A 14791-nucleotide genomic window follows, 5' to 3' on the forward strand; every position below is an offset into this window, starting at 1 on the left:
GGACAAAAACAAGACAACAGGGTAACCTCAATATATGGCTTCAAAACTAACCAAAATCCTGCGTGAAAAACGGGTCACGCTGCCGGAGAGGATCCGGCAAGATCTCCACCCCGACGTCAAACGGGTAGATCAGACACGCCTCGACAGTGCCACCCGAGAGCTCTACCACGAGGCAGAACTCGCCGCAGCAGAAGCCGAAGAAGAAAACAGCAGCAAACCAAAACAGTGGCGGATCAGCAGTCCCTTCCAGCTCGGATTCGTGGCAACCCTCGGTGTGCTCACAGCCCTCCTACTCGGCGGACTAATCAGCCAGGTAACAACCGTCCTGCTATACATCACAGGAGCACTTTTCATTGCGCTCGGCCTCGACCCGATAGTGCGATTCCTAGAACGCAAAGGTCTCGCCCGCGGGCTCAGCATCGCAATCGTCTACCTCAGCCTAACCGCGGTACTCGCGCTCGTACTCAGCTTCATCATCCCAACGCTTGTAGAACAAATCAACATGCTGATCGTGTCAGCGCCAAGCTTCTTCGTCGACGTCTCACACCAAAACTGGTACCTCGACATCAGCGAACGCTTCGAAGGCATAATCGACTTCGACGAAATCCTAAGAATCGGACGCGAATTCGTTAACGATCCACAAAACTGGCAGCGAGTAGCAGGCGGAGTCTGGCAGGCAGGACTTGGAATCCTCAACGCCACAACCGCGACAATGATCGTGTTCATCCTCAGCCTCTACTTCCTCGCCTCACTGCGCAGCCTAAAACGCGGCTTCTACCAGCTGACACCAAAATCAAAGCGTGCCCGCGTAATCGACATAACCGAGCAGATCACCGACTCAGTTGGTGGCTACGTTAGTGGACAAGCAATGATCGCGCTCGCCAACTCCCTCTGCGGATTCATCGCCATGAGCATCATCGGGGTGCCGTTTGCTGCAGTGCTCGCCGTTGTTGTCTTCGGCCTCGCGCTCATCCCACTCGTGGGGGCGCTCAGCGCCACCGTGCTCGTCAGCCTCGTCACACTGTTCGACTCGCCTACAAAAGCACTCATCGTGCTCATCTACTACCTCATCTACATGCAGATCGAAGCCTATGTGCTAACCCCAAGAATCATGAACCGCGTCGTCTCCGTACCCGGCGCGTTCGTCGTAATTGGTGCGCTCACAGGCGGAACACTGCTCGGCCCAATGGGAGCGCTAATCGCCATCCCAGTAACAGCGAGCCTGCTAATGATCATGAAGCAGGTTTGGTACCCGCTGCAAGACAAACGATAAAACACTGCCAAAACTGATAGGATTAAAGCCCGTGGGTGCAAACAAAGTAACTAAGCATATATTCGTTACCGGCGGTGTTGTTTCGTCGCTCGGCAAAGGACTAACAGCAGCTAGCCTCGGCAACCTGCTCACCGCACGCGGGCTGCACGTTGTCATGCAGAAACTCGACCCGTACCTCAACGTCGACCCGGGCACCATGAACCCATTCCAGCACGGCGAGGTATTCGTTACCGACGACGGCGCAGAAACCGACCTCGATATTGGGCACTACGAGCGTTTCCTCGGCCTCAACCTGTCAGGCGCAGCAAACGTGACAACCGGTCAAGTCTACTCAACCGTGATCGCAAAAGAACGCCGCGGCGAATACCTCGGACAGACCGTGCAGGTGATCCCACACATCACCAACGAGATCAAACGCAGAATGCGACTGCAGGCGGAACAGGATCCACAACCCGATGTTATTATCACCGAAATCGGTGGCACCGTCGGCGACATCGAATCACAGCCATTCCTCGAATCAGCACGCCAAGTGCGACACGAACTCGGCCGCAACAACGTTATCTTCGTGCACGTCTCACTCGTGCCATTCATGGGCGCGTCAGGGGAGCAAAAAACCAAGCCGACACAGCACTCGGTTGCCGCACTGCGATCAATCGGCATCCAGCCAGACGCGCTAGTGCTGCGCAGCGACCGTCCAGTAACCGACGAAAACCTGCGCAAAATCGCGCTCATGTGTGACGTCGACGAAGACGCCGTCGTCAACGCCATCGACGTGCCAAGCATCTACGACCTGCCGCGACTGCTCAACGATCAAGGACTCGACAAAACCATCGTAGACCACCTGCTGCTCACCGAGCAAGCAAACGATGTTGACTGGACCAGATGGCAGCCTGTGCTCGACGCGGTCCACAACCCGAAACACGAGGTGACCATCGCGCTCATCGGCAAATACATTGACCTGCCAGACGCATACCTGTCAGTCGCCGAAGCACTGCGTGCAGGCGGCTTCGCCCACGGCTCAAAAGTCAACATTAAATGGGTAGTATCAGACGACTGCGAAACAACAGAGGGCGCCCACGCACAACTCGCTGACGTAGACGCGATCTGCGTCCCAGGCGGATTCGGTGTGCGCGGCGTAGACGGCAAAATCGGTGCCCTACGATACGCCCGTGAAAACAAGATCCCAACCCTCGGACTCTGCCTCGGCCTACAGTCAATGGTTATGGAATACGCCCGCAATGTTGCAGGGCTAGAGGGCGCATCCTCAACAGAGTTCGACCCAGACACCGCAGTACCGGTTATTGCGACAATGGACGAGCAGGTTGATATCCTCGACGGCGGTGACCTCGGTGGCACCATGCGCCTCGGACTCTACGAAGCACAGTTCGCCAGCGGATCCCTCGCCGAAGAACTCTACGGAGCCGCAAGCGCCAGCGAACGCCACCGCCACCGCTGGGAAGTAAACAACCGGTATGTTGAACAGCTCGCAGACGCGGGCCTGCGATTCTCAGGCACCAGCCCAGACGGCAAACTCGTCGAGTATGTTGAACTGCCTAAAGAAGTACACCCGTTCTACATCTCAACCCAGGCACACCCCGAACTGCGGTCACGGCCAAGCGAGCCACACCCGCTGTTTTCGGGACTCGCTGGCGCCGCAATCGAGCGGAAAAAAGCGCAAAGCCTGTTTGACGTGAACGAGGACTAACCACGGGCAGCGATGAGTGCCAAGATTGCGGAAGCAACCGCAAAATTTATACAGCACTTAGCGATTGAGCGAAACATCTCAAAAAACACGCTGCTCGCATACCGGGCAGACCTGGAAGCCTACACTGCCTGGTTAGCGCAGCAGCAAATAACCGACCTGGGAGAAGTCACCAAACAGCAGCTGTCAGAGTTCGTTGTCAGCCTCTCCGAAACACAAAAACTCAGTCAGGCATCAATCACCCGCCGAGTCAGCACCGTCAGAAACCTCCACCGGTTCCTCTACCGGGAAGGCATAATCGAAAACTACCCGGCAGCCGCACTAAAAACACCAAAACCCGTGAAACGGCTACCGAAAACGCTCAGCATCACCCAGGTAGAGGCGCTGCTCGACGCCTGCCGCAGCGACGACCCGGTACAAATCCGCAACCTCGCACTGCTCGAACTGCTCTACGCGAGCGGGATGCGGATCAGTGAGGCAGTCAATCTCGACGTCGACGACCTGTTCGACGGCGCGGGAGACACCGTCGATGCATCCCAATTAGCAGCCGGCGGATTCATTAAAGTCACCGGTAAAGGCAGCAAACAGCGGTATGTGCCGTTCGGTGGTTACGCGGGGGAGGCACTTGTTGCGTACCTGGTGCGGATCCGCCCACAATTCGTGTTGAAAGGCAAAGGCACACCGGCTCTGTTCGTCGGGCCGCGCGGGGCACGCATGAGCAGACAGATGGCGTGGCTCGTCATCAAAGCAGCAGCAGAGCGGGCCGGCCTCGGAACCGAAGTCTCACCCCACTCGCTGCGCCACAGCTTCGCAACCCACCTGTTAAACGGCGGCGCCGACCTCAGAACCGTCCAAGAACTGCTCGGCCATGCTTCTGTGACAACAACCCAAATCTACACACACGTATCCGTCGAAGCACTCCGCGACCACTACATCAACTCGCACCCGCGGGCGCTCTAGCCAGCGCAGCCGTGCGGCCAGGCGCGCGAAAACAGAGAAGCGAGCCAGAGCAGCGCTAACCAGACACGGTGTTCAGGCACCAGGAAATCCAGCTGCCCGGCATATTCTGCACCACAAGACCCGTGCCAATTTCTACGATCGCGACCTGTTTTTCGCCGGTCGACGCGGTAATAATCACCGCAATATACTGCTCGTTCGGGGCGAGACAGAAACCGTCAACCGTTGTCGACTCAGCTGCGGGCTGAAACAGCTGCGTATCCCCCGTGCCGAAATCCGCGCTGGGCTCCGCACCAGCTGCCGCGCCTGAGTCTGTGCCGGGCTCCGCACCAGCTGCCGCGCCTGAGTCTGTACTGGTTACCGCGGTTAACAGCAGTGACCTGTCGCTGATGCTGAGGCTCTGCCCCGAAACCAGCTTCACACTGTCTCGTGGTGCGCCGATGTCTCGCGGTGTGCCATCGTCTCGCTGCGGCCACGGGCGCTCATCCGCGGCGGCGGTGCCTCCGAGCGGGGCGAGCAGGGTTTCACCGGCGGGTGTCAGGATCCGCACATTTGCTGTTCCGGGTTCAAAGAACCAGTCAGCAACCGGCACACTGCTGCCATCGGGATAGCGCACCGGCACCCCGGAACCGTTGCTGATGTTGTTGGTTGTGAACAGGTAAAGCGCGTCAAAATCGTAGTCCTCGGCGAACTTAATCCCCAGCTGGCTCGCATCGTCACTAAACATGGGCTGCCTGAGTCCGCCAATATTCGGCATCAGAACGGTTTTCGGCTCGCCGCCAGCCTTCCCAACAAGCAGCCTGCTGTCCTGCTCGTTAAGCTGCTGCACCGCCGCAAACCACTCGCCGGCGGAGGCAAACTCGTGAAGCTGCTGCTCTGCAAGCCAGACCGTCGGGGATCCGCCCCGCACCGGAAAAGAGGTGATTTTATCGTCGTGGATCGTCGCCTCATCGCCCGGGTTAGCGATTTGGCCGCCATGCTGGGTGAGGATCTCAGCTCGCATTGTGGGGGTTTTCACCTCGTAGCTGGTGGATCCGCGCGCGCCCGTCGCCTGCGAAACAGTGTCAACCTGGAATCGGTAAACCGTGTCCGCGAGCAGCGGCCGCTCAAAGGTTATTGTGACGGTGCGGGCATCACTGCGCACACTGTGGGGGACGTTCGGGGTTATCTTAACCGCCTCAGCGCTCACCGGCTCAGTCGCCTGATTCAGCTGTAAAACCAGCCTTTGATTGGGTAATTTTATGAGCCTTTCAGGGCTGGCGGTGCTGCCGGTGATGCGCGGCTGCTGCTGCACCCCCAAAACCGCTAAAATAACCGTCGCAAACAGCAGCGCCGCCACCGTCAGGGCTGCTGTGATCCGATGTTTTCTGTTCTTTGCGCGCATCTAGTCCACCGGCACATAGGGGTCTTTGGGCTCCGGGATCGCGGTGATCTCGCCCGGGATCACAACCGCCTCCCAGGTGCTTAAAGCAGACGGATTCTGGCTAAAATAACCGGTGACGCTGTACCACTTACCCTGTTTATACTGCGACTGCCAACCCGGCAGATACACCGGCACCGCGCGCGGCGCAGCATCAACAACACAGCAGGTGACGGTGTAGCGGGTAACCTGCATAATATTCTCGGGGTCGTTAGCGTCGGCGGTGATAAACCCGCTCAGCTGCGGTGTGCGGCCGCTCAGCTCAACCGGGTCGATACCGCTCTGTAGCAGTGCGGACCAGTCAGGAACGGTCATTTTTGCGTCCGCCTCAGCGCTGGCCGGGCTCTCCGCGGCAGGATTCGCCGCGCCGGTTAGCGCGCCGCCGCTGGCACCCCCGCCCGGTGCGCTGCCGGGTGTGCCGCCGGGTGCGCCGCTCCCGCCTCCCGCACTGCTCGCGGCTGCCGCGCTGGTGGCGGCGCTGCTCGCTCGCTCAGTTGACAGGCTCACGGGCGGCAAAACAGCTAGCGGTAGCAGCAGCACAGCGGCAAATACGGCGCCGAGCTTCGCCCAGACGGTGCTGCTTGGTGGATCCACCAGCTCACCATGCGAGGCGGCCCTCGGCCGTAACAGCGCCAGCAGCGTCAGTGTCAGGCAGACAACCGCCATTGCGACGGTGAACACAAAATAGCGGGGGTGGATGTAGAGCCCGAGCTTGCCGGTTGCGGCGAGGCAGAGGGTCGCGGTTGCAGCGACGAGGGCGAGGGCGGATCCGAAGGAGAGGCCGCTTCGGGGTTCGGATGTTTTGCTGGTGTTAGGCATTTAGCAGGTTCACCCCGAATCCGATTGCGGCGGTGCTGAGCAGCGCTATCAGTGTTGCCAGCGCGAGGGTTTTGGCGCGGAAGGTGGTGCGCAGCAGGATCAGCAGTTTCACGTCGATGAGCGCGCCGAAGATGAGGAACGCGGTGATTGCGCCGGGCATGAAAACGCTCGCGAAACCGAGAATGAAAAAAGCGTCAACGGTTGAGCAAACCGAGACGATCGCGGCGAGGCCGATAAGCACCAGCACACTCCACAGTGGGTGGCTGCCGAGCGGCAGCAGACTGTCCTGGGTGAGTAGGATCTGGAATACTCCGGCGAGCAGTGAGCCGATTGCGAGGGCTGGCATCAGCAGGGTTATTTCTGCGGCGAAGGTGCCGCCGAAGCGGCCTAGTTTACCACCGGACACGTCGTCGTGGGTGTGAGCGTGATTGCAGCTCGCGGCAAAGTCTGGCTGCAGCAGCCGCTCGGGTGAATTGGCGGTGGCGAACATCGCGCCGATCAGGTTTGCGATGCAGAAACCGCCGATGATTCTGGCGAGCAGGATCCCGTGGTCAAAGCCGAACGCCTGATAGGTTGTGATGATTGTCACCGGGTTTAACAGCGGCGCGGCGAACACGAAGGTGAGCGCCTCGGCGGGGGAGAGCCCGCGACGGAGCAGACCGCGCGCGAGCGGGACGTTGCCGCACTCACAAACCGGCAGCAGCACACCCAGCAGCGACAGCACCGCGCGGCGCAGCACCGCCGATTTTGGGAGCAGCCGGAACAGTAGCCGCTGTGGCACCCAGAGCTGCACCGCCGTGGACACCAGGGTTCCGAGCACAACAAACGGGAAAGACTCAACAAAAACCCCGACCGCGAGGGTTCCGGTGTCTTGCATAATCGCGGGCAGCGGGTTTGCTGGCAGCACATCGGCCGCGAGCTTAAAGGCGATAACCGCCGCGATGATCAGCAGCGCGAGCGCCAGGCCGCGGTGCTTGCTGGCGTTGCCTGCGGTGCTGGGGTTGGTGGATCCGCCGCCGCTGTTGCCGCCGCTGTTGCCGCCGCGCCGAATTGCGGCAGCGGTCGCTGCCTGGGCTGTGGCGTTGGGCGCGGATTTTTGCATCACCTAATACTCTAAAACAGGGCACTGAGTTTCGGCTGTTACGGATCGCGTGCTCGGTCGATCCTGTTATAGCTCTACACAGCTGCGGCCGGTAGAATGGATTGGTCTGTTTTGGTTTTTCTAGAAAGGTGCGCTGTATGGCTCGTGAGCAAAAACTTGGCCCAACCGGTAGGCCGCAGCGAGTTTATCCAGCCCCGCAACCGCTTAACAGTCACGGTCCGGCACGGATTATTTCGCTCTGCAACCAAAAGGGTGGGGTTGGCAAAACCACAACCTCGATTAACCTTGGTGCGTCGCTCGCGCAGTACGGCAGGCGGGTGCTCGCGGTTGATTTTGATCCGCAGGGAGCGCTGTCAGCGGGGCTCGGGGTTGCCGCGCACGATGTGCCAACCATCTACGATCTGATGCTCGGCAGCATTAAAGACCCGCACGAGGTTATTCAAAAAACCGATACCCCGGGGCTTGATGTGATCCCCGCCAACATTGACCTCTCTGCCGCCGAGGTGCACCTTGTTACCGAGGTTGCCAGAGAGCAGATCCTCGCCGGTGTGCTCAGAAAAATCAGCGGTGAATACGATGTTATTTTGATTGACTGCCAGCCATCGCTCGGACTTTTGACGGTTAACGCGCTGACCGCGAGCCACGGTGTTTTGATTCCGCTCGCCTGCGAGTATTTTGCGCTGCGCGGTGTTGCGCTGCTGGTTGAAACAATCGAGAAGGTGAAAGACCGGCTGAACCCCGCGCTCAACCTCGACGGCATTATCGCCACCATGTATGACGCACGCACCCTGCACGCCCGTGAGGTGCTGGAGCGGGTTGTTGAAACGTTCGGCGAGAGTGTTTTCGACACCGTTATCGGTCGCACGGTGCGGATCCCGGATGCCTCCGTCGCGGCAAAACCGATCACCGAGTTCGCCCCCGAGAACCAGGCCGCTGAGGCGTATCTGACTCTCGCCCGCGAGATGATCAACCGCGGCGTGGTCGCATAGTCGCTGGCGTGGTTAAAAACAGATGGCAGAGTCAAGCGATTTTCAGGTATCCCTTGAGGTGTTTGAGGGGCCGTTTGACCTGCTGCTGTCGCTGATCACGAAACACGAACTCGATATCACCGAGGTTGCTTTAAGCGTTGTCACCGACGAGTTTATTAACTATGTAGCGCAGCTGGATGAGCCAGACGCGCGAGGACTCGATAGGGCATCCGAGTTCCTGGTTGTTGCGGCAACACTGCTTGATCTAAAAATTGCGAGCCTGCTGCCGCAGGGTGAGGCCGTTGACGCGGAGGAGATTGCGCTCCTGGAGGCGCGAGACCTGCTGTTTGCGAGACTGCTACAGTATCGGGCGTTTAAGCAGGCAAGCAGCTGGTTCGCTGAGGCGCTTGCGGCGGAACTCAGCCGCAACCCACGGCAGGTGGCGCTTGAACAGAAGTTCCGCGGCGCAGGTCCTGAACTCAAGTGGACGGTTAACACAACCCAGTTTGCCGCACTGGCTGCGGCAGCGCTCGCCCCGAAAACCATGCCAACAATCGGCCTGGATCACCTGCACGCGCCGGTTGTTTCGATCCGCGAACAGGCGGCAACCGTGGTTGCCCTGCTGAAGAGCAGCGGCAATAAAACCTTCCGTGAGTTAATCTACGGGGTTAGTGAAAAAGCGATTATTGTTGCCAGGTTCTTGGCGATCCTGGAGCTCTATCGCCGGGCTGCGATCGCGTTTGAGCAGGAGAGACCGCTCGGGGAATTAAACGTCAGATGGACCGACAACAACTGGGAAGACGCGGAACTTGAAACCCTCGGAGCAGACTATGACAGTTGAGCAGACAGCTGAGACCCAGCAGAGCCTGCTGCCGGCAAACGAGCTGCAGCGGGTGCTTGAATCCACCCCCCTCGCACAGCAGTTGGAGGCGCTTTTAATCATCGCAGACCGGCCGTTTAGTGTTACCGAGTTGGCGACCGCGGTCGCTAAACCCCAGCACGCTGTTGCCGCGAGCCTGCGGGCGCTGCAGGAGGACTACGAAAACACCGGTCGCGGTTTTGAACTGCGGGAGGTTGGAGGCGGCTGGCGCTTCTATGTGCGGGCGGAATTTGATCCGCTGATCGCAGATTTTACACAGAACAGCGGCAGCGCCAGACTGTCGCAGGCGGCGCTGGAGACGCTCGCGGTGATCGCCTACAAACAGCCGATTAGCCGGGGCAGTGTTGCCGCGATCCGCGCCGTAAATGTTGACTCTGTTGTGCGCACACTGGTTGCCAGGGGGTTGATTGAGGAGGTCGGTAACGACTCGGAAACCGGCGCGATTTTATACGGCACAACCGCGGCGCTTTTGGAGCATCTCGGAATTAACGATATTTCTGAGCTGCCCCCGATTGCGCCGCTGCTTGACGACGGCAGTGAGGGGTTTGAGCATGAGTGAGCGGTTAGTGGATCCTGGCGAACAGCGCCTGCAGAAAGCCCTCGCCGCGGCGGGTATCGCCTCCCGGCGTGCCTGTGAAACCCTGATAACCAGGGGGCGGGTGCGGGTTAACGGTAAAACCGTTTACGAACTCGGCACCAAAATCAACACCGAGCGTGACGAGGTGCGCGTTGACGGCGTGATTGTGCAGCTTGATGTTGCGAAACGCTATTTTGTGTTAAACAAACCAACCGGCGTTGTTTCGACGATGCGAGACGAACAGGGCAGACCGGATCTGCGAGAGTTCACCGCCGATTTTGCTGAGCGGCTCTACAACGTGGGCAGGCTCGACACCGACACCTCGGGGCTGCTGATTCTCACCAACGACGGGGAACTCGCGCACAAGCTCGCACACCCGAAGTTTGGGGTGCAAAAAACCTATATTGCAAAGGTTCGCGGACGTGTTAGCGGCGCGGTTGTACAGCGGCTGCGGGACGGGGTTGAGCTAGAGGACGGGCCGATCGCGGCGGACGCGGTCAAGGTGCTTCCGGGGGCAACAAACCGGTCATCGCTGGTTGAGATTACGCTGCACTCGGGACGCAACCGGATTGTGCGGCGAATGCTCGCGAAGGTTGGGCACCCGGTTGAGGAGCTGGTGCGTCGCCAGTTTGGTCCGCTGCACCTGGGAACCCTCGGCAGCGGCCATCTGCGAGAGTTAAGCGCGGCGGAACGGAACGCGCTGCTGACCGCGGCAGCACAGCAAACCCAGGAAGAACGAGGGCAAAAGCGCAGACGGCAGAGCCAGCGGGGCCAGCAGACTCAGCACAGCCAGCGGGCGGGTAGCGGATCCGGCGGGCAGCGTTCCTGGCACGATGCAGGCCGAGACGGGCTGCGGCAGGCGGATCCACGCAAAAACCGCGCACCCAAGCCGCGGCACCGGGATCGCCCCGTGACCGCGGGCAGACCCGGTGACGGTGCGGGCGCTACCGGCTTGCGCGGCATCGCAAAACCCAAACCACAGGCTAAACCCGTAAAGAGGGGACGGAAACGGTGACATCGGACAGCAAACTCGCCAGCCGGGTAAACCACCACGTGCACATTATCGGCACCGGGCTGCTCGGCGCCAGCATCGGGCTGGGGCTGCGTGAACACGGCACAGAGGTGACGCTCGAGGATATTTCACCGGCCGCCCTCGACCTCGCGATCGACTATGGCGCGGGCCGCCGGCTCACACCGGAAGATAAACCCGCGCTGGTGATTATCGCAACGCCGCCGGACGTGGTCGGCGAGGTGATTGCGCAGGCGCTTAAACGGTTCCCGGAAGCGTATGTGACAGACGTAACAAGCGTGAAACTCGCGCCCTACCGGCAGCTGCTCGACCGCGGTATTAACCTTGACCGCTATGTTGGATCACACCCGATGGCAGGCAGGGAACGCGGCAGTGCTGTGATGGCTCGTGCAGACATGTTCGTTGGGCGGCCGTGGGTTATATGCCGTGACGCGAAAACCCCGGCGGCTGCGCTCGCGGCCGTTGAGAGTGTGGCACTGCAGCTTGGCGCAACACCAACCGAGTGGGATCCAGCCCAGCACGATCAAGCGGTGGCGCTCGTGTCGCACGTGCCGCAGCTGACCGCGAGCCTGCTAGCTGCCCAGCTGAACCGCGCGGCAGAGCAGCATATTGCGCTCGCGGGCGGGGGGATCCGCGACACAACCCGTATTGCCGACAGCGACCCGCAGCTGTGGGTGCAGATTCTTGGCGCGAACAGTGAGGCTGTTGCCGCGATTCTGCGGCAGTTGCGCAGTGACCTGGACAACACAATTACCGCTCTCACCGACACCGACGCGCAGGGTGCTAAAAAAACCATCGCCGAACTGCTCACCGCGGGTAACGCGGGTGTGCGCAGACTACCCGGTAAACACGGATCAGCAGCACGGTTCACCAGTTTCACGGTGATCGTCGATGACACCCCGGGGCAGCTCGCGCGCCTGCTAACTGACCTCGGTGAACTGCAGATCAACATGGAGGATCTGCGGCTTGAACACTCACCGGGCGCGCAGATCGGTTTCGCGGAGGTTTCGGTGCTGCCGGAGGTTGCTGCAGCGGCGGTGAACGGGCTGCAAGAGCTTGGCTGGCGGATCCTGGATTGGAGTCGTGATGAGCAATAACAGCGCAAACAACCCCGGTGTCGGCTCGGGTATTGGCTCGGGCGCCGGCCTGGGCGGCGACCCCTCCGGCGACCCAAGCGGTACCCTGCTGGTTGCAATCGACGGGGCGGCCGGATCCGGCAAATCGAGTGTTGCGCGCGAGAGCGCTAAACGGCTCGGTTTCGGCATCCTCGACACCGGCGCAGCCTACCGCGCACTCACCCTCTCACTGCTGCAGGCGGGAGCTGACCTCGACAGCGAAGAAGCGGCGCTGAACGCACTGCAACAGCTGGATTTGCAACTTGGGATGACAGAGGATGATCGCGTGCTTTTGAGCGGGGTCGATGTTTCTGAGCGGATCCGCACAGCCGATATTGCGCAGAATGTTAGCCACGTAGCCAAACACCCGCGGGTGAGAAAACAGCTCAACAGCTGGTTTAAGCAGACGGTTGCCGCGAGCGGGCTGCCGGGCGTTATTATAGAGGGGCGCGATATTACGACGGTTGTTGCGCCGGATGCGCCGGTTAGAATCCTGATGACAGCGCGGGAAGAGGTGCGGATCGCGAGGCGCGCGAAGCAGCTGCCGGAGCTGACATACGCGCAGGTTGCGGCCGATTTGCGGGCGAGAGACGCGAAGGATCTGCGGGTTGTGGACTTTTTGAATCCCGCGCCGGGCGTCACGGTTATTGATACGAGTGAACTAGACTTTGAAGGGTCAGTTGCTGCGGTGATTGCGACAATTACGCAAACCCAGCAAGAGAGGTAAAACAAGAGGTAGAAGCGGATGAGCAGGGAAAACAGCGGCGCCGAGTACGGGGACGGCGCAGAGATTAGCGGCACCGAGATTAGCAGCGCCGAGATTAACGAGGCAGACTTCGACGACAGCGCCGAGTTTGAGAGCACCGTGCACTTTGAGGGTGATATTGACGAGGAGCGCACCCGGGTACTGCGCGCTGGCCTCGATGATTTTGAGCTTGATGACGAGGATTTGGCGCTTATCGCTGCCGGAGACGCAATCGGTGACGACGATTATGTGCCGGTTGAAAACCCGCCGGTTGTTGCGATCGTGGGACGCCCAAACGTCGGCAAGTCGGCGCTGGTTAACCGGATCCTTGGCCGCCGTGAAGCGGTTGTTGAGGACGTTCCCGGGGTTACCCGCGACCGGGTGAGCTACAGCGCCAACTGGATGGAGCGGAAGTTCACAATCGTTGACACCGGCGGCTGGGAGCCTGATGCTCGCGGCATCGACCGCTCTGTTGCTGAGCAGGCTGAGCTCGCTATTGAGATGTGTGACGCGATCCTTTTCGTGGTGGATTCGCGGGTTGGGGCGACAGCAACCGATGAGCGCGTGGTTGAGCTTCTGCGACGCACTAAGAAACCGGTTTTCCTGGTGGCTAACAAGGTTGATGATGTTGTGCAGGAGCCGGAGGCCGCGGTGCTGTGGTCGCTTGGCCTTGGCGAGCCGTACCCGGTTTCTGCCCTGCACGGCAGGGGCGTCGCGGACCTGTTGGATGCGCTCTTAAAGAAACTTCCGAAGGAGTCGGCGGTTGCGCAGCCGCAGCTGCAGGGTCCACGCCGTGTTGCGCTGCTTGGCCGCCCGAACGTTGGCAAATCGAGCCTGCTCAATAAGGCTGCTGGCGCTGAACGGGTGGTTGTTAACGATCTCGCCGGCACAACCCGTGACCCGGTTGATGAGCCGGTTGAGATTGCGGGCAGGGTGTGGACCTTCGTCGACACTGCCGGGATCCGCCGCCGCGTGCATCTGCAGCGGGGAGCCGATTTTTATGCTTCGCTGCGCACGGCAACCGCGCTGGAAAAAGCGGAGGTTGCGGTTGTTTTGATTGATGTCACCCAGCCGATCAGTGACCAGGATTTGCGGATTATCGACCTGGTGCTGGAGTCGGGCAGGGCGTTGGTTTTGGCGTTCAATAAGTGGGATCTGCTCGATGATGAACGCCGCCGCTACCTGGAGCGGGAGATTGAACAGGATCTCTCGCACGTCGACTGGGCGCCGCGGGTTAATATTTCTGCGCGCACCGGCAGGCATCTGGAGAAGCTGGTGCCGGCGCTGGAGACAGCGTTGGAGTCGTGGGACACCCGGATCCCGACCGCGAAGTTTAATGCGTTCCTCGCAGAGCTGGTGCAGGAGCATCCGCACCCGCTGCGCGGTGGGAAACAGCCGCGTGTGTTGTTCGGCACCCAGGTGAGTAACCGGCCGCCAACGTTTTTGCTGTTCACAACCGGCTTCTTAGAGCCGCAGTACCGCCGCTTTATTCAGCGCCGCCTCAGGGAGCGATACAGTTTTGAGGGGTCGCCGATCGTGGTTAATATGCGGATCCGCGAGAAACGCCAGCGCCGCTAGAGCTGCGGTCGCCAGGCTATGCCGCTGGCTGGCGGTGGGTCGGATCGGTTGCGCCGCTAGCGTTGCAGCGACTCGGTTGCGGTAATAATCGTGAGCAGGTCCTCCCAGGACGAGGCCAGGCCGGGATGCAGGTTGTAGCCCGGCACATCGGCCAGCTGCACCCAGCGCATCTCGAGCGTCTCCTCGTTCGGTGTTGGGCAGTCCGCGGCATCACTCGCGAGCGCGATAATCGTTGTGTATGTCCAGCCACCCCGGTCGGAGGTGTATTCGCTAAGCGGTGTCACATCGGCAGCGTTAAGCCCCGTCTCCTCAGCGGTTTCACGCAGCGCCGCCGCCTCAGCGCTCTCGTTACGGTGACGTGCACCACCGGGGAGCCCCCAGGTGCCGCCGTGACTCGTCCACTCAGCCCGATGCTGCAATAAAATACCCCGGTCAGGGTGGTATGCGAGAAGGCCAGCCGCACCAAAAATACCCCAGTAGTCGTTGCCGTCTGCCGCGGTGATCCAGGCATCGCCCGAGTCAGGATCCAGCGGCACGCGCCGTTTCACCGGCTGGCTTGGATCTTTTAACTGCTGAGGGGTTGTCTGGTCTGCTGAATCTGCCACATGTTTAGCATAGCCGGGTT

Annotated in this window: 13 protein-coding genes and 1 pseudogene; 10 read left to right on the forward strand and 4 right to left on the reverse strand. The window is 60.4% G+C overall.

Annotation, left to right across the window (positions count from 1 at the left end; translation table 11 throughout):
* Positions 1–34 precede the first annotated feature (34 nt).
* From EII30_RS02740 to xerD, 3 genes are read left to right on the forward strand one after another with little or no spacing between them, the layout of a single operon-like run.
* Positions 35–1273, forward strand: coding sequence for an AI-2E family transporter (locus tag EII30_RS02740; protein WP_124885798.1), 1239 nt, complete (start codon positions 35–37; stop codon positions 1271–1273).
* A gap of 31 nt (positions 1274–1304) precedes the next feature.
* Positions 1305–2978, forward strand: a complete 1674-nt coding sequence (locus tag EII30_RS02745) for a CTP synthase (protein ID WP_199731550.1) — start codon at positions 1305–1307, stop codon at positions 2976–2978.
* A gap of 12 nt (positions 2979–2990) precedes the next feature.
* Entirely contained in the window at positions 2991–3935 is a 945-nt protein-coding gene (gene xerD / locus EII30_RS02750; protein WP_124885800.1) for a site-specific tyrosine recombinase XerD, read from the forward strand.
* Between the two features lie 55 nt (positions 3936–3990).
* Here xerD and EII30_RS02755 read toward each other — a convergent pair whose 3' ends face one another.
* Genes EII30_RS02755 through EII30_RS02765 form a run of 3 tightly spaced genes read right to left on the reverse strand, consistent with a single transcriptional unit; the run spans position 3991 to position 7273 of the window.
* On the reverse strand, positions 3991–5316 hold the full coding sequence (locus tag EII30_RS02755) for a hypothetical protein (RefSeq protein WP_124885801.1): 1326 nt from the start codon (positions 5314–5316) through the stop codon (positions 3991–3993).
* Positions 5317–6171, reverse strand: coding sequence for a TIGR03943 family protein (locus EII30_RS02760; RefSeq protein WP_124885802.1), 855 nt, complete (start codon positions 6169–6171; stop codon positions 5317–5319).
* On the reverse strand, positions 6164–7273 hold the full coding sequence (locus EII30_RS02765; protein WP_233569252.1) for a permease: 1110 nt from the start codon (positions 7271–7273) through the stop codon (positions 6164–6166). The genes EII30_RS02760 and EII30_RS02765 overlap by 8 nt, the downstream gene beginning before the upstream one ends.
* 137 nt (positions 7274–7410) lie before the next feature.
* Between EII30_RS02765 and EII30_RS02770 the strand changes: the two genes are divergently transcribed.
* The 7 genes and pseudogenes from EII30_RS02770 (at position 7411) to der (ending at position 14166) form a co-directional block, all read left to right on the forward strand.
* Entirely contained in the window at positions 7411–8262 is an 852-nt protein-coding gene (locus EII30_RS02770) for a ParA family protein (protein WP_124885803.1), read from the forward strand.
* A gap of 22 nt (positions 8263–8284) precedes the next feature.
* Positions 8285–9082 carry a ScpA family protein gene (locus EII30_RS02775; RefSeq protein ID WP_124885804.1) on the forward strand — a complete coding sequence of 266 codons (798 nt, stop codon included), beginning with the start codon at positions 8285–8287 and terminating at the stop codon, positions 9080–9082.
* Complete coding sequence (gene scpB, locus EII30_RS02780; protein ID WP_124885805.1) at positions 9072–9680, forward strand: SMC-Scp complex subunit ScpB; 609 nt, start codon at positions 9072–9074, stop codon at positions 9678–9680. The genes EII30_RS02775 and scpB overlap by 11 nt, the downstream gene beginning before the upstream one ends.
* Positions 9673–10419 (forward strand): annotated as a pseudogene (locus EII30_RS02785) (pseudouridine synthase); the annotation flags it as partial. The gene scpB and the pseudogene EII30_RS02785, both read left to right, overlap by 8 nt.
* Positions 10420–10709: 290 nt before the next feature.
* A complete protein-coding gene (locus EII30_RS02790) occupies positions 10710–11825 on the forward strand; it encodes a prephenate dehydrogenase (RefSeq protein WP_124885807.1) in 1116 nt (371 codons plus the stop codon).
* Positions 11815–12570 carry a (d)CMP kinase gene (gene cmk / locus EII30_RS02795; protein ID WP_124885808.1) on the forward strand — a complete coding sequence of 252 codons (756 nt, stop codon included), beginning with the start codon at positions 11815–11817 and terminating at the stop codon, positions 12568–12570. Before EII30_RS02790 ends, cmk begins: the two co-directional genes overlap by 11 nt.
* Positions 12571–12588: 18 nt before the next feature.
* Positions 12589–14166: a ribosome biogenesis GTPase Der gene (gene der / locus EII30_RS02800; RefSeq protein ID WP_124885809.1), complete on the forward strand. Its 1578-nt coding sequence runs from the start codon at positions 12589–12591 to the stop codon at positions 14164–14166.
* 56 nt (positions 14167–14222) lie between these two features.
* On the opposite strand, the gene EII30_RS02805 is transcribed toward der, so the two are convergent.
* Complete coding sequence (locus tag EII30_RS02805) at positions 14223–14771, reverse strand: NUDIX hydrolase (RefSeq protein WP_233569253.1); 549 nt, start codon at positions 14769–14771, stop codon at positions 14223–14225.
* Positions 14772–14791: the final 20 nt, after the last annotated feature.

The organism is Leucobacter sp. OH1287 (assembly GCF_003859945.1).
In the GTDB taxonomy this organism is placed as follows: Bacteria; Actinomycetota; Actinomycetes; order Actinomycetales; family Microbacteriaceae; genus Canibacter.

Coding starts and splice junctions, on each gene's coding strand:
- EII30_RS02760 (WP_124885802.1), bottom strand. CDS start 6,171: ATGCCTAACACCAGCAAAACATCCGAACCCCGAAGCGGCCTCTCCTTC.
- EII30_RS02775 (WP_124885804.1), top strand. CDS start 8,285: ATGGCAGAGTCAAGCGATTTTCAGGTATCCCTTGAGGTGTTTGAGGGG.
- EII30_RS02740 (WP_124885798.1), top strand. CDS start 35: ATGGCTTCAAAACTAACCAAAATCCTGCGTGAAAAACGGGTCACGCTG.
- scpB (WP_124885805.1), top strand. CDS start 9,072: ATGACAGTTGAGCAGACAGCTGAGACCCAGCAGAGCCTGCTGCCGGCA.
- cmk (WP_124885808.1), top strand. CDS start 11,815: ATGAGCAATAACAGCGCAAACAACCCCGGTGTCGGCTCGGGTATTGGC.
- der (WP_124885809.1), top strand. CDS start 12,589: ATGAGCAGGGAAAACAGCGGCGCCGAGTACGGGGACGGCGCAGAGATT.
- EII30_RS02765 (WP_233569252.1), bottom strand. CDS start 7,273: ATGCAAAAATCCGCGCCCAACGCCACAGCCCAGGCAGCGACCGCTGCC.
- EII30_RS02755 (WP_124885801.1), bottom strand. CDS start 5,316: ATGCGCGCAAAGAACAGAAAACATCGGATCACAGCAGCCCTGACGGTG.
- xerD (WP_124885800.1), top strand. CDS start 2,991: ATGAGTGCCAAGATTGCGGAAGCAACCGCAAAATTTATACAGCACTTA.
- EII30_RS02770 (WP_124885803.1), top strand. CDS start 7,411: ATGGCTCGTGAGCAAAAACTTGGCCCAACCGGTAGGCCGCAGCGAGTT.